This is a genomic window from Vreelandella subterranea (genome assembly GCF_900111305.1).
GTDB classification, from domain to species: Bacteria; Pseudomonadota; Gammaproteobacteria; order Pseudomonadales; family Halomonadaceae; genus Vreelandella; species Vreelandella subterranea.
The window spans coordinates 268205-292347 of the sequence record NZ_FOGS01000001.1 but is presented as its reverse complement, the minus strand read 5'-3'; the positions used below and the strand labels follow the sequence as shown (position 1 = coordinate 292347).

Below are 24143 nucleotides of genomic sequence, written 5' to 3'. Positions count from 1 at the left end.
AGGGCCAATTGATTTTTTTCATCTTATATCGTTGGAAAGCAAGCTAATACCTTCGGTAGGTGTAGCCTATATTAGCCAAGCGTTTAGTGTCAGGGCTTCACCGTCAAGACGGTTCACTATAAGCTTGATTCAAACTGGGCAGCGAGACAACCAATGCAGACGGGGATTGAAGCGGCCGATATCTTTCGGCAGTTGGCTGAAGGGATGGGGCAAACGGGTACTCCTCAGTTTTACCCAACGCTCGTGGAGCGGCTGGCCACCTTGCTGGGCGTGGATCATGCATTGGTGGCCCACGTTAATACCGAAAATGGCACACAGGCGAGTGTCGTCGAAACACTGGCGGTTTGGTCCAACGGAATGCATATGCCCAATGTCGTCTACCCATTGGCTGGTACACCCTGTGAGACCGTCGTGGGGCGCGAACCGTGCTTATATCCCTGTGATGTGCAACAGCGCTTTCCGGATGATCATCTGCTGGCGGCGCTGGGAGCCGATAGTTACATGGGCCTGCCGTTGTTGGCAGCGGACGGGAGAACGATCGGACTACTGGCGCTATTAAAAAATGCCCCCATGGCGCTGGATGACCTCGCCAGGGAAGTGCTACGCATTGCGGCGGCGCAAGCCGGTGCCGAGCTTGGCCGCCAGCAGGCGGAGGAGGCGCTCAAGGCCAGCGAGGCCGTGGCAAGGGAAAGCGAGCGGCGCCTGGATACGCTGCTCAATCACCTGCCGGGAATGGCCTACCGCTGCCTTAACGATGAGCACTGGACCATGCAGCTGGTCAGCCAGGGTGCACAGGCGCTAACCGGTTATCACCCCCACGAACTGGTGGGCAACCACCTCATCAGCTTTGCTGAACTGATCAATGACCAAGATGCAGCGCGAATGTTTGACGAGGTGCAGGCGGCCATTCGCGACAGACGTCCTTACCAGGTGGTTTATCGCCTGCATCATCGCGATGGCCGAATCCGCTGGATGTGGGAGCAAGGGCAAGCAGTGCTGGAGGCGGGCAAGATTGTCTGCCTGGAAGGGTTTATCACAGATGTGACTGATCATCAGGAAGCCCAGCGTGTTCAGCAGGCGGTAATGCAGGTGGCTTCAACGGTCACGTCGCACGTGGGCGACGATTACTTTCAGCAGTTGATCAGCACGCTGGTGGAATTACTGGAGGCTGACGGCGGCTTTATCGCGCTGCTCAATCGGTCACCTCATGAGGCGGGTGACCGTTATCGCCCGGCGGGCACCGTCACAACGGTAAGTCTTGTCGCAGACGGTGCGCCCCTGAATAATCAGACCTTCGTGCTGAGTGGTTCACCCTGCGAACAGGTGGTAATGGAGCGCGAGGCCGTTGCGCATAGTGGCCACTACACGCCGATACCCGGAAATGCCATACAGGCCCAGGCCTGGATAGGCCGACGTCTCGATAATGCCCACGGTGAAGCCATAGGCGTGATGATGGTGTTCTATCGAGAGCCGCTTACCACCAACGCCTTCGCGACCTCAGTGCTACGCATTTTGTCGACCGGCGCCGCGGCGGAACTGGAGCGCCGCCGCGATCAGCGCCGTATGCACCAGCTGGCGTATACGGACGGCACAACGGGGCTTGCGAACCGCGTTCGCTTCCTGGAGGTTCAAACCCGGATGCTGCGCGAAGCAGCCAGGCACCATCAGTCACTAAGCTTGATTCTGCTCGATATCCGCCGTTTCAAGGAGGTCAACGATACCCATGGCCATCAGGTGGGCGACCAGCTGTTGGCGACGATCGCAGGTCGCCTGCAGGATGCCATACCTGATAGCAGTACCCTGGCGCGTTTATCCGGCGATGAATTCGCGATACTGATGGATAACCCTGACGAGGCCGAATTGGCCGAAACGCTGGACAACCTTCGTGAGGCCGTCGCTGAAACCATCCGATTGGGGCATAACGCGTTCAATCTGGAAGTGAGTGTGGGTTTCTCTCGTTACCCTGCGGATGCGACGGTGGCGAGCGAACTGTTCAAGGCGGCCAGTATTGCCTTGCACCACGCCAAGCGTGATGGCAGCGTCTGCCCATTCAGCTACGACATGATGCGTCAACAGCGCCGCCGTCAGAAAATGACCGAGCGGCTCCACCAAGCGCTGATGGAAAACCGCCTGGCGCTTTATTACCAACCCCAAGTCAATCTGAAGACTGGCCAACTGGCGGGCGCGGAGGCGTTGTGTCGCTGGTACGAGCCCGACTGGGGGTGGATAAGCCCGGGGGAATTCATCCCATTGGCGGAGGAGCGCGGACTGATTAGCGCGTTGGGTGATTGGGTGCTGGCGGAGGCTGCCAGGCAGCTCCTTGAATGGCAATCACAAGGGATGGCAGCACTGCCAGGGCGCTTGTCGATTAATATCGCCGCGCAACAGTTTGCCGATCCACAGTTGGCTCAGCATATTGCTGAACTGACACAAGGCGTGCCCGCGTCGGCGTTGGCCCTGGAGCTCACCGAGAGCGACTTCATGCGCGACCCCGACCAGGCGGTCGAGATTACCCAGAGGATGCGCGATGCTGGGTATGTCCTGTTTATCGATGATTTTGGCACCGGGTATTCATCGCTTGCCTATCTACGACGCTTTGCCGCCGACGCGCTGAAAATCGATATCTCCTTTGTACGCGAGATGCTCGACAATCAGCATGACCGCGCCATTGTGAAAACCATCATTGCGATGGCCGATGCCCTGGGAATGAAAACCCTGGCGGAAGGGGTCGAGCATCAGGCGCAGGCCGAGCTGCTGGCCGAAATGGGATGCCTCGAAGCGCAAGGGTTTTTGTTCGGTCGGCCCAAACCGGCCGATGAGTTTGCAGCGGTATGGTTGGGCCGCTAGCCTAACGCTTGCCAAATCAGATTAAAACCGACTAAAAACATCGCCAGAATAACCAAGCGGTAGAACAACACTTCGTTGACGCGACTTTGCAGCCACAGGCCGTTGCGCACGCCGATCCAGGCAATGGGCACCAGTACCAGCGAGGCCCAGGCACTGGTCACGTTAATCTCACCAAGCCACATGTACGGGGCCAGCTTGATCACGTTGACCACGGCAAAGGTGACGGCGCAGGTGGCGATAAACGTCTCTTTTGACAGCTTGCGCGGCAGCAGGTACACGTTGAGCGGTGGTGCACCTGCGTGAGCCATGAAGCTGGTAAACCCGCAGATGCTCGCCGCCGGTAATGCCCATCGGGAGGAAATGGGCTTTTTGGCGACGGGCTTGAGTAGCATGTAAGCGGCAAACATCAAGGTGATCACGCCGAGGGTCAGGCGCAAGCCCTGTTCGCTCAGGCTGTCGAACAGCAGCGTCCCTACTGCCACGCCGATGAACAGCCCCGGCACAAAACGCCATACCTCGGCTACCGCCTGCCTGCCCCACCACGCCTTCACCGCAAACACATCCATCACCAGTAACAGCGGTAATAAAAGGCCCGCTGCCTGAGCCGGGCTGATCGCCAGCGCCATCAGCGGCACCGACAGCGTGCCGAAACCACCCGCAAAGCCGCCTTTGGAAACGCCGGTCAGGTACACGGAAAATACGATTAACAGCCAGGCGATCACGGAGTAGTCGGGGAGCATACGCCTCTCTCGGTTATCAGTTCTCGGGTATCAGTTCTTGGATATCCGTGTTCAATAAAAAGCCCCGCAGAAGCGGGGCACCACAGCATAGCATTAGATGAACGTTAGCGGGCGAAGCGTCACTCCATCAAGTTTTCATTAGCCACTCGTGGTCGGGGTCGTTGTGGAATTTCCACACCCGTTTGGGGCCGGCCATCACGTTTAAGTAATAAAGCGAGTAGCCATGGGCAGCACCAACAGGGTGATAGCCCTTGGGTACCAGTACACAGCAGCCGTTTTCTACCGCCATGGTGTCATCAAGGCTGCGGTCATCGGTGTAGACGCGCTGAAAGGCAAAGCCCTGAGGGGGATTAATGCGGTGGTAGTAGGTCTCTTCCAACTGCGATTCGTGGGGTAAGTTATCCACATCGTGTTTATGGGGCGGGTAGCTCGACCAGTTGCCCGCAGGGGTGAATACTTCGACCACCAGCAGGCTATCGGCGGGCTCCGTCTCCGGCAAAATGTCGTGCACATGGCGGGTGTTCGTGCCCTGGCCACGGGTGCTCTGCTTGATGTTGTCCGGTGCAATCAAGCGTGGCGCATGATTGCCATGCCCTGGGGCCGCACACACCGCTAGCTCAAGATCGGTGGTCGCTTCCACCGCGTAGCTAACCCCATTGGGTAGGTACACCGCGTAGGGTGGAATCTGTTCAAAGATATCCATGCGCTTGCCGATATCATCAAAGCGATGCTCACCGCAGGTCACATTGGCGCGCCCTGTGAGCAGCACCAGGCAGACTTCCTGATCATCGCTGCTGGCTTCCAGACGCTGCCCCTTGGCGAGTTTATGCACCCGAAAGCCGACATGCGTCCAGCCAGCGGAGGCGGGGGTAACGTCAATCACGGTGCCTTGTGCGTCTGGGGCGGTGGGTCGTACCAGGAGAGAACTCATGATTGCTCCTTTATCTATCGGTAAATACTACTTAAATGAAATGTATAATGTTAAAGGATACGGTTACGCGGCTGCTTTTAAGCGACGGCGTTGGCGATATTGGTCGATGACGACGGCGGCAACAATAATGGCGCCTTTGACGATATCCTGGTAGTAAGCATCGACACCCAAGAAGGTGAAACCACTCAGCATGACGCCAAGGATCAGTGCCCCTATCACGGTACCTGCGATTCGCCCTACGCCACCGGCTAAGCTAGTACCACCGATAACAGCTGCCGCAATGGCATCCAGCTCGTACATAAGCCCCATGCCTGCCTGCCCTGTCCCTGCACGGGCTGATGCCACGACACCAGCTAGACCCGCCAGAAGCCCCGCAATGGCATAGACCATGATGAGATGGCGGCGCACATTAATGCCCGACACCCGGGCCGCTTGTGGGTTGGCGCCAATGGCGTAGGTATATTTGCCGTAGCGGGTATATTTGAGGGCAATGTGAAACAGCACTGCCACCGCAAGAAAGATGATGACCGGGTTGGCGCCAGAGCCGATCCAGGTGAATTGGTCGGTCAGCATGCTTACTGGCTGGCCATCGGTATAGGCGCGGGCCATGCCGCGAGCACTGACCATCATGCCCAGGGTGGCGATGAAGGGCGGAATCATGGCAAAAGCGATCAAGGCACCATTGACCAAGCCCGCCAAGGCACCGATCAAGAGCCCTGCCAATAAGGGTACTACCCATGGCAGATCAGTGAGTGCTGGGTAGACAGCACGGAGGTAGTCTGACTGCTGGGCAAAGCTCGCGGTGACCATTGCCGTCAGGGCGAGTACCGACCCCGATGAAAGGTCAATGCCGCCAGTGATAATCACCTGGGTAACGCCGATGGCGATGATGCCGATAATCGACATCTGAAGAATCATGATCAGAAGGCGTTGCGGATTCATCAGGAAAGAGTCGCCACGTACGATCCAGCCTAGAATCTCGAACAGTATTGCAATACCCACCAAGACAAGAAAGATGCTGATTTCAGTGGGAATCTTTTTCTTGCGCTTCTTGATCACCTCTAGGCGATCGGTGGTTTCCATTGTGTTGTTCATTGTTTTTACCTCATTGATACCTATGGCCGGGAAAGTGATCAGGCGTTAACAGCCGGTGGCGCAACCGGCGATGAGGCGAGCTCCATGATGTTGACCTGGTTGGCCTCACGACGGCCGAGGAAACCTGTCACCCTGCCTTGATGCATCACCATGATGCGGTCGCTCATGCCTAAAACTTCGGGTAGTTCGGAAGAGATCATGATCACGGCGACGCCTTGCTTGACGAGCTCAGTGATCAGCTTGTGAATTTCGGCTTTGGCACCGACATCGACCCCGCGGGTGGGTTCGTCAAGGATCAGAATACGTGGCTTGGTCATCAGCCATCGGCCGATCAGCACTTTTTGCTGGTTTCCTCCTGAAAGGTTGCCGATGCGTTCGTCCATGGAAGGGGTTTTGACGCTTAGGCGTTCCTTCATCAAGTCGCACTCTTGGTCAAGTCGGCTCTGATCAACGAACGTCCCCCGGGTGTAGCCGTCTCGCAATACCGCCATTTCCATGTTCTCTTCGACCGAAAGACCCAGAAACAAGCCGGTCTCCTTACGGTCTTCAGTAAGTAGCGCCAAGCCGCGGAGCATTGCCTGGTGAGGTGAGCTGATGATTTCCTCTTTCCCATCAATCGCAATGCGGCCTGATGTTGGCGGCGTCACTCCGAATAGTGTCTCGGCGATATTAGTACGTCCCGACCCTACAAGACCCGCAAGGCCCAGAATTTCACCGGCGCGCACATCAAAGCTGATGTCAGAGAAGACACCCTCCAAGCAGAGGTCTTCCACCGAGAGCACTACATCGCCGATAGGCACTTCCTCCTTGGGAAACATCTGGGTCACCTCACGACCCACCATTAGCTTGATGATCTCGTTGGAGGTCATGTCGCTCGCGGCAGCTGAATGGATGAATTGGCCATCACGGAAGATGGAAATATCATCTGCGATTTCAAATACCTCATCCATCTTATGGGTGATGTAAATGATGCCTTTTCCCTGTGAGCGCAGGTCATTGATGATGCGGAATAGGTGCTCTACCTCTCGATCAGCCAAGGACGAGGTGGGTTCATCCATAATGAGGACATCGGACTCATAGGAGACCGCTTTGGCAATTTCGATCATTTGGCGACCGGCTACCGTGAGGTGTCTGACTTGTGTTTCAGGATCCATCTCAATGCCTAGACGCTCAAACAGTGACTCGGTCATCCTGTGCATTTTGTCGTGGTTAACCATGCCAAAGGCATTGAGGGGCTCGCGGCGAATCCAGATGTTTTCAGCGATACTCATATAAGGCATCAGGTTGAGTTCCTGATGGATCATGGCAATTCCGGCTTTCAGTGCATCCAACGGGCCATGTAATTGAAGCGGCTTGCCCTTCAGCCGTATCTCGCCCTGGTCGGGAATATAAACGCCAGCGATAATCTTCATCAGCGTCGATTTGCCAGCGCCATTTTCTCCCATCAAGGCATGTACTGTGCCCGCACGGATCTTGAGCTGGACATTGTCCAGCGCTACTACACCAGGAAAGGCCTTACGGACATCGGCTACCTCAAGAATGAAATCGGCGTTGTCGTAAGTCGTGTCTTCAGCAGTCACTGTCGCCATGCTGGATTCTCCTGAGAGTTGAGAGCTGGCCCGCCGATCCGCGGGCCGAACACCTCATTGATTGGTCATGAAGTCTTCAAGGTTCTCGGGGGTAACCAGTTGGAAGGGGACCAAGTTAATATCATCAACTTTCTCGCCTTCAGCTAAGGCAATGGCAGACTTGACTGCGCCGCCACCCTGACCAATTGGGTCCTGGAAGACGGTAACGGCAAGCTCTCCGCGCTGCATGGAGGAAAGTGCATCCTGAGTGGCATCAATCCCGCCTACCAGTATCTCATCAGGAGAAATACCCAACTGGCGCATGGCATTGAGGGCGCCAATGGCCATCTCGTCGTTGTTGGCGGCGATGGCATCAATCTTCTGACCGCCAACAATCCAGTTGGTCATTAAGTCGATGGCTTCGGTGCGCTGATAGTTGGCGGGCTGTTCTGCGACAATCTCAATACTGGGATACTCTGCGGCGATTTCCTTAACCCCTTCGGTGCGCTTATGAGTGGCACCTGAAGAAAGCTCGCCGAGCATTATGGCGACGTTGCCTTCACCGCCAAGCATTTCGGCCAGTGCCTCCATCTGCAAAGTTCCCGAAAGTTTCTGGTCGGAGCCGACGAAAACGACATTGTCGTGCTCCAGGTCATCGCCTTCCGGCTGGCGATTCACATAAACCAGTGGGATGTCGTTCTCTATGGCAACATCGGTCATCATTCCGGTAGCGGCAGTGTCAACGGGATTGATGATGATGGCGTCGACATCCCGGGCGGCTAGGGATTGTGTCTGGCTCAGCTGTCGGCCGATATCGCCCTGGGCGTCCAGAAACTGAATATCGTAGCCTTGGTCTTCTGCCTCGGCTTCCATTGCGTTGCGCATGGAAGTAAGGAAGTTGTCGTCGAACCAAGCGACAGAGACTCCAATGGATTGAGCTGTGGCAGAGGAGCAGGTGGCGAGAATGGCGGCTCCGAGTAGTAGGCGTTTCATTGACGTATCTCCTAAGTATTATTGTTTTGGTCGGGTCTGAATAGGTTTCTAGTGGATGTTAGGTTTCTGTAAACCTCGAATATGGAATTTAGATTCCATTTTGAATAAATGCAAAATTATTATTCTATACTTTGGTCTAGGTGGAATTTCTGTTCCTAAAAGCGTTGTCCCCTAAGTAGTGAAATAGTCGGTATCCAAAACAAAAAACGCCCGGCTACAAGGAGCCGGGCGCGGACATTCCAATCCATTTTTGCTGGGTCAGGCGTTTCCAGCATCATCGCTGCTGCGTTGGCGGTCCAAAGCTTTGTCTTGACGCATGCCTAAAGCAATGGCCAACGTCTGGGTGAGGCAGAGAGAAGCGGTGAGGCCGCGGAAACTTTTGACTTCGGCTTCATGCACTAGCAATGCAACGTCAGCTAACGGGACTAAAGGACTGAGATTCGAATCAGTGATGACGACAAGCGGAATACCGCGGCGGTGAGCCTCTTCCGCCACATTACGCGACTCTTGAGCGTAAGGTGCAAAGCTCACGACTAGTAACGCGTCTTCGTGGTCGATAGCCTTTACCTGCTCGCTGTACATACCGCCCAATCCATTGACTAGAAAGGCAGGTTTTTCGATGTGGTGTAGGGCATACGACATATAGCTTGCAACGACAAAGCTGCGGCGAGCCCCCATGATGTGAATGGCCCTAGCCTTTTCGAAAATATCCAGAGCGCGCTCTAAATGCTGTGAATTAATCCGGTTTGGAAGCTGGCTGAGAGCCTCTTGATTAGCATCGGCAAACTCCCATAGCAATTGTGTACTGTCCGGTGTTTCACCTGTTGCAGTGCGCACTGCATGAATGCGTTCGTTGTAATTGGGTAATTCATCAAAGAGCCGTGCACGGAATAATTGCTGCATTTCCGAAAAGCCGGAGAAACCGAAACTGTTAGAGAAACGGATCAGTGTAGAAGGCGTGACTCCTGCCTGCTGAGCAAGCTGCGCCACGGTAGCAAACGCCACCTCCTGAGGGTTATCGAGCAAAAAGCGGGCGGTCTGCTGCAGGCGACGGCTTAGTGACGGGTAGTCCGAGGTAATACGTTCTTCAAGCGATGAGAAGTCCTGGGGTGTTTGACTCATAGTCTCCGCCTTGCGGGTCGCGTCTTGGAATGCATTTTTTTGAATGAACAGCGTAATGAATAGAGAATAAAAATTCTATCCATTCCTTGGTATAGAACCCTAACGTTGACCAATAAGTACGGTAAAGCAAATACCAACGATGCTTTGAATTGCTGCTTTAGTCGAGTATGGCAATATTTGCCGATGCTTTTTTTGAATATAAATTTTTGATTTTGCTGATAAAATTTAGATATATGGTTAGTGGTCGATAGAGATCGAATATTCTGTTTGTTGATTGAATAGAATTTTTATTCTAGTGTCCGAAACAATCCTGTCAGTTTTTAGGTAGATACAAACCTAAACGCTGGGGTTCCCAACAATATAACGAACACCGGAGGTCGTCATGGTGAAGCAGTCCCCAATGTTTTCGCTTAATCATATGGTGAACCCGCGCTGGTCACCTCAGCAGCTTATTGAAGCCGCCGTCGAAATGGGCGTAGGGGCTGTTGAGTTACGTAATGACGTGGGAGCGAACAGCATCCTCGACCTTGATGCCGCAAGACGCGCGGGTGAGTTAGCGCATGAAATGGGTATTCACGTGCTAAGTATCAATGCGCTTTATCCTTTTAATGTATGGAACGATGAGCGTGCGAGTCAGGCAGAGGCTTTGGCTCAGCAGGTTTATGCTGCCGGTGGTCATGGGTTGGTGCTTTGCCCTTTGGTAGACGCAGACACCAACGCTAGTGGGAAAGAAAAGCAAGCAAATCTCGAACAAGCACTTAGCGCTCTGGATATAATTTTAGGACGTTACAATATACAGGGCTTTGTTGAGCCTCTGGGTTTTCCTATTTCCACGTTGCGCACCAAGCGTGAGGTGGTCGATGCCATTAAGGCGCTTAACCTAGGCTCTCGCTTTTCATTAGTACACGATACTTTCCATCATAAAGGTGCCGGTGAAACCGAGTTTTTTACAGAGAGTACAGGATTAGTACACATTTCAGGCCTGGATGATTCCAACATTACCTTCGAGGATATGCTGGACGACCATCGTGTGCTGGTTGGCGGGCGTGACCGTCTCGATAATGTCGCGCAATTACGTCAATTACTGAGTGAAGGGTATGAGGGGTACATCTCTTTTGAACCTTTTGCCAAATCGGTACACACGCTGGAGGACCCCATTGCTGAGCTACGCGACAGCATGGCGTTCATTCAGTCCAGCTTGTAACGCTGATACAACAACTAAGACAGGTAGGGCTTATTACTATGAAAATCGCCTTGGATCCGTTCATGCACCGTCATGTGCCTCTTGATGATTTGCCTCGCTTAGCGGCTGACTTGGGGTATGAATATATTGAGCTTTCGCCGCGTGCGGATTTTCTGGATTGGTTTGTACATCCGCGCGTTTACCCCGAGCGGCTACAATCGTTTAAGAAGTCGCTTAAAGATCATGGCGTTCAGTTGTCTTCTTTGCTGCCTATGTATCGTTGGGCAAGCCCTCACGAAGATGAGCGCCAAGCAGCGATTAAGTACTGGAAAAAAGCCATTGAAATCGCTGTGGAGCTTGGCGTCGATACCATGAATTCCGAGATGGGCCGGGGTCCACATCCTGAGCGAGGCAGTTGCTCCAGTTGCTGCCAGGGTGGGGCAACCACTGAATCTAGTGAAGCTTCATGGTGGCGATCCATGGAGGAACTCGTACCGATCTTTGAACGTGAGGGTATTCAGCTCAATGTTGAGCCGCACCCGGACGATTTCGTGGAAACGCTTCACCCGGCAGTTGACATGATTCGGACAGTTAATTCCAACAACGTCAAATTCCTTTATTGCGCACCCCATACGTTTCATTTCGGTGATGACATGGAGCAAATGATCCGTGACTGCGCTCCCGTTCTGGCGCACGTTCATGTGGCCGATACCTTCAACCACAAAGCGTCGTCTGGTCTGCGCTATATCATCAACCCGCCAGGCTCCACTGCTCGCGTCCATCAGCACCTTAACATCGGTGAAGGTGAAGTGAACTGGGACCTTTTCTTTAAAACCCTCGCAGATGTGGGCTTCGACGGCATCATGACCTCCTGTGTGTTTGCTTGGGAAGAAAAAGCTGAAGAGTCATCTCGTTTCATGCGCGGCGAGATTCAGAGCTACGTTGACAAATACTGGAAATAACGAGGAAAACAACGATGTCTGTCAAAATAGGAATCATCGGCACCGGCATGATCGGTGAAGAACATGCGCGCCGTATCACTCAGCAGCTGACCGGAGGCGAGATTGTCGCGGTCACTGACGTTAACCTCGATCAAGCCCGAGCAGTGGTGGATCGGCTGGGTGTCGAAGCACAGGTTTATGAAGATGGTCAGGCGCTGATTAGTGCCGACAACGTTGATGCCGTGATGGTGACGTCATGGGGGCCAACCCACGAAGAGTATGTATTGGCCGCTATCAATGCAGGCAAGCCGGTTTTTTGCGAGAAACCCCTGGCGACCACTGCTGAGGGTTGTCGCCATATCATTGATGCCGAAATACAGGCAGGCAAGCGACTCGTCCAGGTTGGCTTTATGCGCCGCTACGACAGCGGCTATCAGATGATGAAAGCGGCGATCGATGGCAACCGACTGGGTGAGCCGTTGATCGTGCATGCGGCCCATCGCAACCCAGAAGTGCCTGAGCGTTACGTGACGCCCATGGCGATTCACGACACGCTGATTCACGAGCTGGATACGTTCCGCTGGCTGCTGGACGACGACTACAAAAGTGCTCAGGTGCTCTTTCCCCGCAAGACGCGCCATGCTCATAGCAAAGTGGAAGACCCTCAGATCGTGCTGCTTGAGACCGTCAAAGGCGTGCGAATTGACGTCGAAGTGTTTGTGAACTGCAAGTACGGTTATGACATTCAATGTGACGTTGTGGGTGAAGAGGGGATTGCCCGGCTACCAGAACCTCAATCGCTGCAGCTTCGTCAGGCTGGCCAGCGCTCCAATGAGATTCTCATGGATTGGAAAAAACGTTTCGGTGAGGCGTTTGACGTCGAGCTGCAAGCGTTTATTGATGGTGTCGCCACTGGTGAGTTGAAGGGGCCTTCATCCTGGGACGGATATGCGGCCGCCATTGCAGGCGATGTGTGTGTCAAAGCACAGGAGAGTGGCGCCATTGAACAAATTGATATGCCTGAGCGACCGGCGTTTTACGCATAACGCTTAGCGCGCCTCATATACGGCTCCGTTGCTATGCACGGAGCCTTTTTTATAAGTCATCATTTTTTGCTGTGCGTACAACCAAAGCATTATGGATTGCATGTTTCAAATATTGATTATTTGGAATATAAATTCTATATTGAAATCCACACTCGCTAATAACAATGCCCATTCCTGAAACGCCACGGCAACGCTGCTTCTTATACAAGTGTCAGTGGGTGAGGGACTGGCTACACGTAGGATGTGATGCCATGAATAAGACCAAGACACTGGATCTAATCTGCCTCGGTCGAGCGGCTGTTGACTTATACGGCAACCAGGTGGGTAGCCGCTTGGAGGATATGAGCAGCTTTGCCAAATACCTGGGGGGCTCATCGGCCAATATCGCCTATGGAACGGCCCGCATGGGGCTTAAAACAGCGATGTTGACCCGCGTGGGTGATGAACATATGGGTCGCTTCGTACGCGAAGAGCTGGCTAGAGCCGGTGTGGATACCAGCCATGTGGTGACGGATAAAGAGCGGCTAACGGGAATGGTGGTGCTGGGTATTAAAGATCGCGATACGTTCCCGCTGATCTTTTACCGCAATGACTGTGCCGATATGGCCGTTGACAGTGGTGACTTCGAGCCCGAATTTATTGCCTCTAGCAACGCGCTACTGATTACCGGCACGCACTTCTCAACAGAACAAACCTACAAGACCAGCAAAACGGCGATCGAGTACGCCAAAGCGGCAGGTACAAAGGTCATTCTGGATATCGACTACCGCCCGGTGCTGTGGGGGTTAACCACGTTGGGCGATGGAGAAACCCGGTTTATTTCTGATGAAGGGGTTAGTCGCCATTTACAGACCATTCTGCCCGACCTCGATCTGGTGGTAGGCACCGAAGAGGAGGTGCATATCGCGGGCGGTAGTACCGATACCATTACGGCACTGAAGCGCATTCGAGAGCTGACGGACGCTACTATCGTGCTCAAGCTCGGCGCCCAGGGGTGTACCGTGCTCGATGGCGATATCCCTGACAGTGAAGCCCATTTCGAAGTACATACTGGCGTACGCGTCGATGTACTTAATGTCCTGGGGGCAGGCGATGCCTTTATGAGCGGCTTCTTGCGAGGCTGGCTGCGTAATGAACCTCACGAGCGCAGCTGTGGGTATGCTAACGCTTGTGGGGCGCTTGTGGTCTCCCGCCACGGCTGTGCGCCGGCGATTCCCAGTGCCGAAGAGCTTGACGATTACCTTTCCAGAGCGGAGTCCATTGCCCGTCCAGACCTGGATACCCGGCTTAATTACCTGCATCGCGTGACCACTCAAAGGAATCCCCAGCAATGGGATGATCTGTGCATTATGGCGTTTGATCACCGCAAACAGCTCTTTGATATGGCCCGTGAAGAAGGTGGCGATGTCGCCAGAATTCCCTACTTGAAGCAGCTGCTGGTGAAAGCGACAGAGCGTGGTAGCGAGCAATTGGGAAACAGCCGCGTGGGGGTATTGATTGATGATACCTACGGCCAGGATGCGCTTAACGATGTCACCGGACGAGGCTGGTGGATCGCCAGGCCGGTGGAGCTGCCTAGCTCCCGGCCCATCGAGCTGGAAGGCGGGCGCAGTATCGGCTCACGCCTTCAGCAGTGGCCTAAGGAACATATCGTCAAGTGCCTTGTTTTCTACCACCCGGAAGATCAAATGGCCCTGCGGCAAGTCCAGGAAAGGCAAGTGATGGAGCTTTATCGCGCCTGTGCCGAGTCGGGCAATGAATTATTGCTGGAAATTATCCCGCCGCGGGATATGGCTGCCGATGACGATATGTTCATCAATGCGATGCAGCGTTTTTACAATCTTGGTGTCCAGCCCGACTGGTGGAAGTTGCCACCGCAAACGCCGGCCGGCTGGCAGCGGATCAGCACGCTGCTGAAAGCGCGCGCGCCCTATTGTCGTGGAGTTGTCATGCTGGGCTTGGATGCGCCGGTAGACGAGCTTAAGAAAGGCTTAATAGACAGCGCTGGCGTCGATGTGTGTAAAGGCTTTGCCGTTGGTCGCACCATCTTTGGTGAGCCAAGCCGCCGCTGGCTACGGGGTGAGTATAGCGATGAGCAGCTGATCGAAGCGGTGCTGGCCAATTATATGGCCCTGGTTGATGCCTGGCAGCAGCGCCAACGCGCCGCCTAGTGCCCCTTTTATGACAAGTGCATTCCCGTTTATGACAAGAGTGACAAGGCGATGAACACGATTCGACTCACCATGGCGCAGGCCGTCGTGCGCTATATGCTGGCTCAGAAAGTAGAAATAGAGGGTGACGTTAAGCCGCTCTTTCCTGGCATTTGGGCCATTTTTGGCCACGGTAACGTCGCCGGGCTAGGCGAAGCGCTCTATCAGGCGCGGGAGCAACTGCCCACCTATCGCGCTCATAACGAGCAAGGGATGGCCCATGCCGCCATTGCCTACTCAAAAACGCTAAACCGTCAGCAGGTAATGGCCTGCACAGCCTCCGCTGGCCCTGGCGCTACCAACATGGTGACGGCGGCGGCGGTGGCGCATGTCAACCGCCTGCCGGTGCTATTTCTGCCTGGGGATACGTTTGCCACGCGCATGCCTGACCCGGTTCTTCAACAGGTGGAAAACTTTCACGATCATACGCTGACCTCTAATGATTGTTTCAAACCGGTCAGCCGCTTTTTTGACCGCATCACCCGCCCCGAACAGTTGCTCACATCTCTGCCCCAAGCGGTGCGCGTACTAACAGACCCTGTAGAGTGCGGGCCGGTTACCCTGGCACTGCCTCAGGATATCCAAACGTTCGCCTTTGATTATCCCGAGCACTTCTTTGCCGAGAAGGTGCACCGGCTGCGTCGCCAGTCAGCAGATCGCCATGAGTTGGAGAGTGCGGTTCAGCTTATCCGCCAGGCCAAAAAGCCGCTATTGGTGGCGGGGGGCGGCGTGCACTACTCAGGGGCACTGCCCGCCCTTGATGCATTGGTTTGCCAATATCACCTCCCCGTAGGCGAGACCCAGGCGGGCAAAGGGGCGCTACCGTGGGATCACACCCAGAACGTCGGCACGATTGGCGTCACCGGCGGCGCGGCTGCCAACGCCTTGGCGGCCGAGGCGGATCTGATTATTGCTGTCGGTACCCGACTGGGGGATTTCGCCTCTGGCTCCCGCGCCATGATTAACCCGAGTGCCAAGCTGCTAAGCATCAATGTGGCCTCTTTCGATGCGGTTAAGCACAAGGGGCAGGCGCTGGTAGGCGATGCCAAGCTGACCCTTGAGGAGCTCATCACTGAGCTTGAGGGCTGGCAGCCAGAAGCGAGCTGGGTTGAGCAAGCCGCTGGACTTCGCGCTGATTGGAACCAGACCGTCGATAAGGTGACCGCTGACCGTGGCAATAACCTACCCTGCGATGCAGAAGTGGTCGGCGCTGTTAACCGCGCGGCAGGCGAGCGTGACATTGTGGTGTGTGCGGCAGGTGGCTTGCCTGGCGAGCTGCAGAAATTGTGGCGCACCCGTTTTGATCGCGGTTATCACATGGAGTACGGCTACTCCTGCATGGGCTACGAGTTAGCTGGCGGTGTCGGTGTCAAGATGGCCAAACCCGACTCCGAGGTGTTTGTGATGGTAGGCGATGGCTCTTACCTGATGCTCAACTCAGAAATCGCCACCTCCGTCATGTTGGGTCACAAGATCATTGCCGTGGTGCTGGATAACCGTGGCTATGGCTGTATTCATCGTCTGCAGCAGTTCTGCGGCGGGCCCGGCTTTAACAACATGCTGGAGGACTGCTTGAGCGTTGACGAAGGCGCGCCCAAGACCGACTTCGCGGCGCATGCGGCCGCATTGGGCGCACTCAGCGAGCAGGTCGGCAATATCCAGGCATTAGAACAAGCGCTCGAGCGTGCCAAGGCCGCTGACCGTAGCTATGTGATTGCTATCGATACCGATGGCTTGACCGATACCCAGGACGGTGGTGCCTGGTGGGATGTGGCGGTGCCAGAGGTTTCCGAACGCGCCGAAGTGAATACGGCCCGCGAACGCTATGAGGCTTACAAAGCGCGCCAATTCCAGAACCTTTAAGGCTGTAACACCTACTTGGTTTGAATTTTAAATAACAACAGTGACGGAGACCACCATGAGCGTAAGACTCGGTATTAACCCACTTACCTGGACTAACGATGATATGCCCGCGCTAGGCGGTGATACACCGTTGGACACCTGCCTTGCGGAAGGTAAGCAGGCAGGTTTTTCGGGCTTCGAGCTAGGCCATAAGTTCCCCCGAGTGCCAGAAAAGCTTGGGCCCATTCTTGAGAAGCACAGCCTCTCGTTAGTCTCAGGCTGGTACAGCAGCGAATTATTGACCCGCAGTGCCGAGGACGAGATTGAAGCGCTCAAGCCGCACCTGCACCTGCTCAAATCGCTGGGCGCCAGCGTCATGGTGTTTTGTGAAGTGACGCACTGCGTGCACGGCGAGCGCGACACGCCTCTTTCGCACTCGCCGCGCATGAGTGAGGAGGGGTGGAAGACGTTGATACCGCGCCTTAACCAAGTCGCTGATTACTGCCTGGCGCAGGGGGTACAAATCGCCTACCACTACCACTTGGGCACAGTGATCGAAACGCCTGATGAGATTGATCGGCTGATGGCCGAAGCCTCTCCCTCGGTTGGGCTGCTGCTGGATACCGGGCACCTGGTGGCAGCGGGAGGCGATCCGGTGGTACTGCAGAAGAAGTACGCGGATCGCATCAATCATGTGCACTGCAAAGATATCCGCAAAGACGTACTGGCGGATTTGCGGAATCGGGATCTCAGTTTTCTCGACGGCGTTCTGAACGGCATGTTTACCGTGCCTGGCGATGGCCATATCGACTACACCACCTTATTTGAAGGGCTCCGGGAGAGTGACTATTCGGGCTGGATGGTGGTAGAGGCGGAGCAGGATCCCGCTGTGGCCCACCCGCTGACCTACGCCTGTTTAGGGCATGAAAATTTACGCCGTTTCTGCGCCGAAGCCCGCTTAACCGTGGATGCGTAAAACGAACACCAGGAGGAGTTGAGCGATGAGTATCTTAGGTAATTTTATCAATGGTCAGGCGGTTGCGAGCCAAAACGGCCGCACCGCGCCTGTCTATAATCCCGCTACTGGCGAGCAGCGCCTGCAGGTGGCGCTCTCTTCTGCGCAGGAGACCCAGGAAGCCGTGCGCGTTGCCGATGAGGCTTTTGCTACTTGGTCGAAAATGTCTCCGCTAAAGCGCTCGCGTATTCTGTTTAAGTTCAAGGCGCTGGTCGAGGAGCACACCGATGAGCTGGCGCGGCTGATTTCCCGCGAGCACGGTAAGGTGTTTTCTGACGCCAAAGGCGAAGTGACCCGAGGCCTGGAAGTGGTCGAGTTTGCCTGTGGCATTCCGCACCTGCAGAAGGGCGAGCACTCCATGAACGTCGGCACTGGGGTGGATAGCTACTCGATGATGCAGCCGCTGGGCGTTTGCGCCGGTATCTCGCCGTTCAACTTCCCCGCCATGGTACCCATGTGGATGTTCCCTATTGCGCTCGCCTGCGGCAATACCTTTGTCATGAAACCGTCAGAGAAGGATCCTTCCACGCCGATGCGCTTAGCTGAGCTACTGAAAGAAGCGGGCCTGCCGGATGGCGTCTTCAACGTCGTCAATGGCGATAAAGAGTCAGTGGATGTGCTGCTGACAGATGAACGTGTTCAAGCCGTCAGCTTTGTGGGCTCTACCCCGATTGCCGAGTACATCTACGCCACGGCATCAAAACATGGCAAGCGTGTGCAGGCCCTGGGCGGTGCCAAGAACCATATGGTGATCATGCCGGATGCCGATCTTGATCAAGCCGTTAGTGCACTGATGGGCGCCGCTTACGGCTCCGCTGGCGAGCGCTGCATGGCCATTTCGGTGGCGGTGCCCGTGGGCGAGGAGACCGCCCAGAAGCTGCGCGAGAAGCTTGAAGCTGAACTCGCGAACCTGCGCGTCGGGCCTGGCCTGGTCGATGGCCCCGATAACGATATGGGCCCGCTGGTGACCCGTGATCACCTGGAAAAGGTCAAAGGTTATATTCAAGCCGGCGTGGACGAAGGCGCTGAACTGGTGGTGGACGGCCGCAAAACGGCGGTGGACGGCGCCGGTGATGGTTTCTTTATTGGCGGCACGCTGTTTGATCACGTTAAACCCGGTATGCGCATTCACTCTGAAGAGATCTTTGGCCCGGTACTGGCGATTACCCGCGCGGCAAGCTTCGATGAAGCAGTCAGCATGGTTAACGCGCATGAGTATGGCAACGGCACGGCGATCTTTACCCGTGATGGGGATGCCGCGCGTCAATACTGCGAGCAGATTCAGGTCGGCATGGTCGGCGTTAACGTTCCTATTCCCGTGCCCATGGCGTTCCACAGCTTTGGCGGCTGGAAGCGTTCCTTGTTCGGCCCGCTGCACATGCACGGCCCCGATGGCGTGCGTTTCTACACGCGCATGAAGACCATTACCCAGCGCTGGCCCAGCGGTATCCGTGAAGAGACCAACCACTTCACGATGCCTACGCTTTAAGCGTCAATAACACCTGACGTAATTTTGACAGCACCGGCGGCTTGAGCGCCGGTGTCTTCAAATGAATCGAGCCTGCTCGCCCCCATAAGCCAACCCTCCTCGGCGGCACTGCACTTGTTTGCTCGACAAGTTCCCAACGGAATAGAAAGACGCATACCGTACGTGCCGTCGACGATTAAAGCACTCAAACAACAACGATAAGAGGTCAACATGGCCAATACGATAGCTGACCTACTGGCACCCCATCAGCTGCGGTTAGGCATTAACCCGCTAACTCAACCAAGGCGTACGCGATGGCATGTTCACCCTGCCGGGCGATGGCTACCTGGATTTTTTCGCCCCTCATTGAGTTTGCCACCAACCCTGATTATCAGGGCTGGTTGATCTTGGAGGCTGAGCAAGACTCGCGCAAAGCCCCCCAAAAAAGAGATGGCCGTGATTGCTTATCGCCGAATGACACGGCTGTTCGAAAACCGCTGACTCAGTGCATCACCCCCTCTTAGCGGAGTGCTAAAAGCGGCGCTTACGACTACTAACTTTAGGTGACTTTATCATGGCTAAGACGCTAAATATTGGCTTGATCGGTAGTGGTTTTATGGGCCAAGCGCATGCGGACGCCTATCACCGCGCGCGGATTCTCTACCGTGACCTACCATTAACGCCGCGGCTATACGCGATTGCTGATCAAGGGGCAGACGTGGCTGAAGCCGCACGGGAACGCCTCGGTTTCGAGAAAAGTTACGGCGATTGGCGCCAACTGATTGATGACCCCCATCTAGATGTGGTCGATATTACCTCCCCCAACGCGCTGCACCATGAAATGGCGCTGGCCGCTATCGCCGCAGGCAAGCATGTCTACTGTGAGAAACCGCTCTCCATGAGCGATGACCAGGCTCGCGAAATGCATGAGGCGGCCGAGCGGGCGGGTGTGAAAACCATGGTGGCCTTTAACAACATCAAAACACCGGCCGCGCTGTTGGCCAAGCAGTTGATTGACGCCGGTGAAATTGGCCGCCCTATTCGGTTCCGAGGAACGTTTGACCAGGGCTTCTTTAATGATCCTGATCTGCCCTGGTCGTGGCGCTGCTCTCGTCAAGGCGCGGGAACCGGGGCGCTAGGGGATTTAGGCGCACATATTATTAGTGTGGCACAGTTTTTAATGGGCGACCTGGAAGAGGTTAACTGCCAGGCGCAGACGCAAATTGCAGAACGCCCAGTGCCGACCAGCGATGCCGGTTACGCCAGCAAGGTCGATAAACACGCAGAAATGCGTCGAGTGGAAAACGATGATCAGACCCAGGCGCTGGTTAAGTTTACCTCCGGCGCGGCCGGGGTGATCGAGAGTTCACGCCTCGCGGCTGGCCGAGTGTTTGGCGTGTATTGGGAGATTTCCGGTACTGAGGGCACACTGTATATGGACGGTGAGCGGTTTAACGAGCTGCAGGTATACCGCTTTAACGACGATAAGCATGACCGCGGTTTCAAAACCCTGCTGGCCGGCTCCCAGGTGCCGCAGTACCGCGCTTTCTTTGACTTTGACTTCGCCGGTGGCGGGCTAGGCTTTTTCGACGCCAAAGTGATCGAGGTGCACGACCTGATCCAGGGTATCGCTAACCAGGACGACTGCTTTCCCAACTTTGCCTTTGGCCGCGCCAACCAGCGCATCATCACCGCCATGGATGAGTCCGCCCATAGCCGTCAATGGGTTCGCATCTAAACCCTAAAGACGCCCTGGCGATAAGGAGAGCAACATGGCATCAACAAAAATACGCATTGGCATGATCGGCGGTGGCCCTGGCGCGGGTATTGCCAAAGCGTGGGCGTAACGGTTGGAGGTCGACCAAAGTATGGAATTAAATATTTGATATTAAAAATTATAGAATATAAATTCCATTAAATCTGATTGTTTACGTTTTGCAAAACTCTCAGTGCTTATAGCCCCCAACAACAAGAGGAGATGCGCATGAGCACCCACACGCCAGCAATGTCGACGGCAGGAAGTGGCAGCGCCCCACCGGCAACATCACGCCAAACAGACGAATTGGAACATCAGCGAATTCCCGCTAGCCACCAACTGAGTGGTAAATACTTTCTTGGCGCTTATGCAGGGGAGCACGTGGCGGGAACTGAGTTTGTGATCGGTGCTTCTTTAGTGGCGCTGGGCGTTAGCACCAGTGATCTATTGTGGGGGCTGCTAATGGGTAATCTTTTGGCTGTGCTCTCATGGGCTTGGGTGTGTAGCCCGGTCGCCGTACGTTCACGAATGACCATCTACTGGTATCTGGAGCGGTTGGCTGGCAAGCGCTTCTCTCTCATTTATAACCTTCTGAATGGTTTGATTTTTGCCGTGGTCTCGGGGGCGATGATTACAGTATCAGCCTCCGCTTTCCGAGTGGTAACGACGATACCGCCACAAACCGCCTGGTATCCCCAGAGCATTAGCTTCGTAGCGCTGGTGCTGTTTGTGGGCGCTATTACCGTGTGGATGACACTCAAGGGGTTCAAGCTAATCGCTAATTTTTCAACCGTCTGCTCTCCCTGGATGGCCACCATGTTTTTAGCCAGTGGGGTGGTGACGATTCCCGTTCTGCTACATATGGGGGAGCTAGACGGTTTGACCACCCTGGCAGGTGTTGTTGATACTTTTGTTTGGACGGGAGAGACGCCAGAGGGAGCCCCTGGTATATCGGTGTGGGTGATTGCGGCCTGGGCCTGGGGCGCTAACCTGCCGATGCACTTGGGGATGAGTGATATGTCTATCCTGCGTTTTGCCCGCAAATCCTCGTATGGCTACTTCTCCGCCGCAGGTATGTACATTGGTCACTATATGGCATGGGTATGTGCAGGTTTAATGGGGGCAACAGCGGCGCTTCTGGCAGGCTCTCAGCTTACCCAAATGGACCCAGGTGGTGTCTCTTTTAGGATCCTTGGTGCCATGGGATTAATGGCGGTAGTGATCGCCGGTTGGACCACGTCGATCCCAAGCCTCTACCGTGCGGGGCTCGCTTTTCAGGCGGTTTTTACTCAGCACTCACGCGTACGGGTTACCGCTATTACAGGTGTGGTAACCACACTAATTGCCTGCTTCCCCTTTGTGTTCACTCAGTGGCTCAATGTGCTCTCTTACTTCATCATGCTGATTGCCCCGGTGGGTGCCATCATTGCGGCGGAGCACTTTTTACTGCCCCGAATGAAGATCCGCCCGTTCTGGCGTGAGCATTTGGGGCTTGCCAACAATCGTCCTGCGTTTATGGCCTGGGGCATTGGTGTCCTAGTTGGGGTGCTACTTTTATTGGAGGGCTCGCTACACCTCTTCACGCTCTTTATACCCGTGTGGCTGACAAGCTTTATTATTTACCCACTGCTGTGCCATTTTCAGCGGGATATTGTTAAAGAAGAGGTCGATGTTTATCAGGCCGCGTATGGGCCACTTAACCCACCTGAGCAACCGGGCGCTGATACGCCGGAACGCCTGCCAGTGCAGAGACGGAACCCTTGGTACCTTATAGCGGTGGCGTGTTTAGTGGCTATTTTGGGAATAGCGGGCTGGTCTTGGTTCCAGGGCGTGGACGCCACGGCGCACTTGGACACTTTCCAAGCACTCATTGTGGTACCAACCGTACTCTACTTTATTGCTGCTACCCTGTGGATGAAAAAAAGGCGAGGGCCTCGAACTCGATAGAGGGGTGAGTGACACGAAGTTCCAGGGGGAAAGGCAGAGCGCCGGGGTATGTGGCGCTCTACATCAGCCCCGATAAAGGGTCACAGAATAATCAGCGTCGCCAGCCCCAGAAAGGATAGAAAGCCGACCACATCGGTGACGGTGGTTAAAATGACTGCGCCGGACAGCGCTGGATCAATCTGCAGCCTTTTCAACACCAGCGGAATCAGCACGCCTGACAAGTTGGCGAGGCTCATGTTGATAAAAATGGCCAGGGTGATGACCAGCGTGATCAGTAAGTCACTGAACCACAGATAGGAAATGAACCCGACGACGAGGGCCCACACCAGACCGTTGCTCATGCCTACCCAGAGTTCCTTGTTATACAGCCACTGTTTGTTGTTACCGGCAAGTTGGCCCAACGCGAGGCCGCGGATCACGACCGTCAGGGTTTGGCTACCGGCAATGCCGCCCATGCTGGCAACGACAGGCATCAGGATGGCTAATGCCACGATTTGATCGAGCACCGCTTCGAACTGACCGATCACAAAAGCGGCTAAAAAAGCGGTCAACAGGTTAATACCCAGCCAAATACCGCGGCTTTTAGCACTGCGCATGATGGGGGTGAATACTTCTTCTTCGTCACTGACGCCTGACATGTGCTTCAGGGTCATATCAGCGTCATCTTGGGTGATTTCTAATACATCGGCGGAGTTCAACTGCCCAACCAGCAATCCATCGCTATCGCACACGGGCACAAAGGGCAGCTCTTTGGAGCGCAATAACGCCGCTGCATCACTGACTTTCATTTGATCATTCAGGGTAAAAAAATCATCCATATAATCATCAACCACGGCACTTTGTGGTTGTTTGATCAAATCAATCAGCGTCAGTGTGCCGAGCAATCGCTTATCTTTATCCGTGATCATGATTTGCTGGGATTCATCGTCGAGCAGCTGGTGGATGCGTATATAGCGTTGCACGGCTTCTAACGAGACACCCTGCTTTACATTGACCGTCTCGGGGTCCATGTATCGCCCCACCACATCATCTTCATAGGCATGCAGGTTTTCGACCTGGGCGCGAATTTCCTGGTCCAGGCTGGCATAAACGCTGGTCTTGATGGCTTCGTCAGCAACGTCCAGTACTTCAGCCACTTCCTGGGCATCCAGGCCCTTGACGATCTGCTCAACATCGCTTGCCGATAAATCTTCGATATAGTCAGCACGGATGTCTTCATCGACTTCTGCCAATACCTCGCCGATGAGTTCGCCAGGGATGTACTCCCAAAGCCGATCGCGGGTTTTAGCGGGAAAAGATTCAAGGGTGCGCGCAATGGCCAGGATGTCCAGCTCGGCAAATAGCGCTTCCAGAGCGGTGCTATCTTCTTCATCCAGGCTTTTTTGAAGATAAAGCAACTGCTCTTCGGTATTGGTATATTTTTCATCATCGCGCATAGC

General features: G+C 54.8%; 17 protein-coding genes. 10 read left to right on the top strand and 7 right to left on the bottom strand.

Going from position 1 to position 24143, the window contains the following annotated elements:
* Window positions 1-153 precede the first annotated feature (153 nt).
* Window positions 154-2847, top strand: coding sequence for an EAL domain-containing protein (locus BMX75_RS01280; protein ID WP_092824549.1), 2694 nt, complete (start codon window positions 154-156; stop codon window positions 2845-2847).
* Here the strand turns inward: BMX75_RS01280 and BMX75_RS01275 are convergent.
* The 6 genes from BMX75_RS01275 to BMX75_RS01250 form a co-directional block, all read right to left on the bottom strand.
* Complete coding sequence (locus tag BMX75_RS01275; protein WP_092824547.1) at window positions 2844-3587, bottom strand: sulfite exporter TauE/SafE family protein; 744 nt, start codon at window positions 3585-3587, stop codon at window positions 2844-2846. The genes BMX75_RS01280 and BMX75_RS01275 overlap by 4 nt on opposite strands.
* A gap of 127 nt (window positions 3588-3714) precedes the next feature.
* Window positions 3715-4518: a 5-deoxy-glucuronate isomerase gene (gene iolB / locus BMX75_RS01270; RefSeq protein ID WP_092824545.1), complete on the bottom strand. Its 804-nt coding sequence runs from the start codon at window positions 4516-4518 to the stop codon at window positions 3715-3717.
* Window positions 4519-4581: 63 nt separating this feature from the next.
* Window positions 4582-5613: an ABC transporter permease gene (locus tag BMX75_RS01265; protein ID WP_422822041.1), complete on the bottom strand. Its 1032-nt coding sequence runs from the start codon at window positions 5611-5613 to the stop codon at window positions 4582-4584.
* Window positions 5614-5651: 38 nt separating this feature from the next.
* Entirely contained in the window at window positions 5652-7202 is a 1551-nt protein-coding gene (locus BMX75_RS01260; protein ID WP_092824541.1) for a sugar ABC transporter ATP-binding protein, read from the bottom strand.
* A 54-nt stretch (window positions 7203-7256) separates the two neighbouring features.
* Window positions 7257-8174: a sugar ABC transporter substrate-binding protein gene (locus BMX75_RS01255; protein ID WP_092824539.1), complete on the bottom strand. Its 918-nt coding sequence runs from the start codon at window positions 8172-8174 to the stop codon at window positions 7257-7259.
* Between the two features lie 258 nt (window positions 8175-8432).
* Window positions 8433-9296 (bottom strand): MurR/RpiR family transcriptional regulator, encoded by an 864-nt coding sequence (locus BMX75_RS01250; RefSeq protein ID WP_092824537.1) that lies wholly within the window; start codon window positions 9294-9296, stop codon window positions 8433-8435.
* Window positions 9297-9678: 382 nt separating this feature from the next.
* On the opposite strand from BMX75_RS01250, the gene BMX75_RS01245 reads away from it, so the two are divergent.
* The 9 genes from BMX75_RS01245 to BMX75_RS01200 all read left to right on the top strand — a co-directional run bounded on the left by BMX75_RS01245 (window position 9679) and on the right by BMX75_RS01200 (window position 22704).
* The gene (locus BMX75_RS01245) at window positions 9679-10500 is read left to right on the top strand and encodes a TIM barrel protein (RefSeq protein WP_092824535.1); all 822 of its coding nucleotides are present in this window, start codon (window positions 9679-9681) and stop codon (window positions 10498-10500) included.
* A 38-nt stretch (window positions 10501-10538) separates the two neighbouring features.
* On the top strand, window positions 10539-11441 hold the full coding sequence (locus tag BMX75_RS01240) for a sugar phosphate isomerase/epimerase family protein (protein WP_092824533.1): 903 nt from the start codon (window positions 10539-10541) through the stop codon (window positions 11439-11441).
* Window positions 11442-11455: 14 nt separating this feature from the next.
* Window positions 11456-12466, top strand: coding sequence for a bifunctional inositol 2-dehydrogenase/D-chiro-inositol 1-dehydrogenase (gene iolG, locus BMX75_RS01235; RefSeq protein ID WP_092824531.1), 1011 nt, complete (start codon window positions 11456-11458; stop codon window positions 12464-12466).
* A 251-nt stretch (window positions 12467-12717) separates the two neighbouring features.
* Window positions 12718-14637, top strand: a complete 1920-nt coding sequence (locus tag BMX75_RS01230; RefSeq protein WP_092824529.1) for a bifunctional 5-dehydro-2-deoxygluconokinase/5-dehydro-2-deoxyphosphogluconate aldolase — start codon at window positions 12718-12720, stop codon at window positions 14635-14637.
* A 51-nt stretch (window positions 14638-14688) separates the two neighbouring features.
* On the top strand, window positions 14689-16539 hold the full coding sequence (gene iolD / locus BMX75_RS01225) for a 3D-(3,5/4)-trihydroxycyclohexane-1,2-dione acylhydrolase (decyclizing) (RefSeq protein WP_092824527.1): 1851 nt from the start codon (window positions 14689-14691) through the stop codon (window positions 16537-16539).
* Window positions 16540-16594: 55 nt separating this feature from the next.
* Window positions 16595-17494, top strand: a complete 900-nt coding sequence (gene iolE, locus BMX75_RS01220) for a myo-inosose-2 dehydratase (RefSeq protein ID WP_092824525.1) — start codon at window positions 16595-16597, stop codon at window positions 17492-17494.
* 25 nt (window positions 17495-17519) lie between these two features.
* Window positions 17520-19022, top strand: coding sequence for a CoA-acylating methylmalonate-semialdehyde dehydrogenase (locus BMX75_RS01215; RefSeq protein ID WP_092824523.1), 1503 nt, complete (start codon window positions 17520-17522; stop codon window positions 19020-19022).
* Between the two features lie 553 nt (window positions 19023-19575).
* Window positions 19576-20739, top strand: coding sequence for a Gfo/Idh/MocA family protein (locus BMX75_RS01205; RefSeq protein ID WP_092824519.1), 1164 nt, complete (start codon window positions 19576-19578; stop codon window positions 20737-20739).
* Window positions 20740-20985: 246 nt separating this feature from the next.
* Entirely contained in the window at window positions 20986-22704 is a 1719-nt protein-coding gene (locus BMX75_RS01200; protein WP_092824517.1) for a purine-cytosine permease family protein, read from the top strand.
* Window positions 22705-22784: 80 nt separating this feature from the next.
* Here the strand turns inward: BMX75_RS01200 and mgtE are convergent, their stop codons facing one another.
* A complete protein-coding gene (gene mgtE, locus BMX75_RS01195; RefSeq protein WP_085919694.1) occupies window positions 22785-24140 on the bottom strand; it encodes a magnesium transporter in 1356 nt (451 codons plus the stop codon).
* Window positions 24141-24143: the final 3 nt, after the last annotated feature.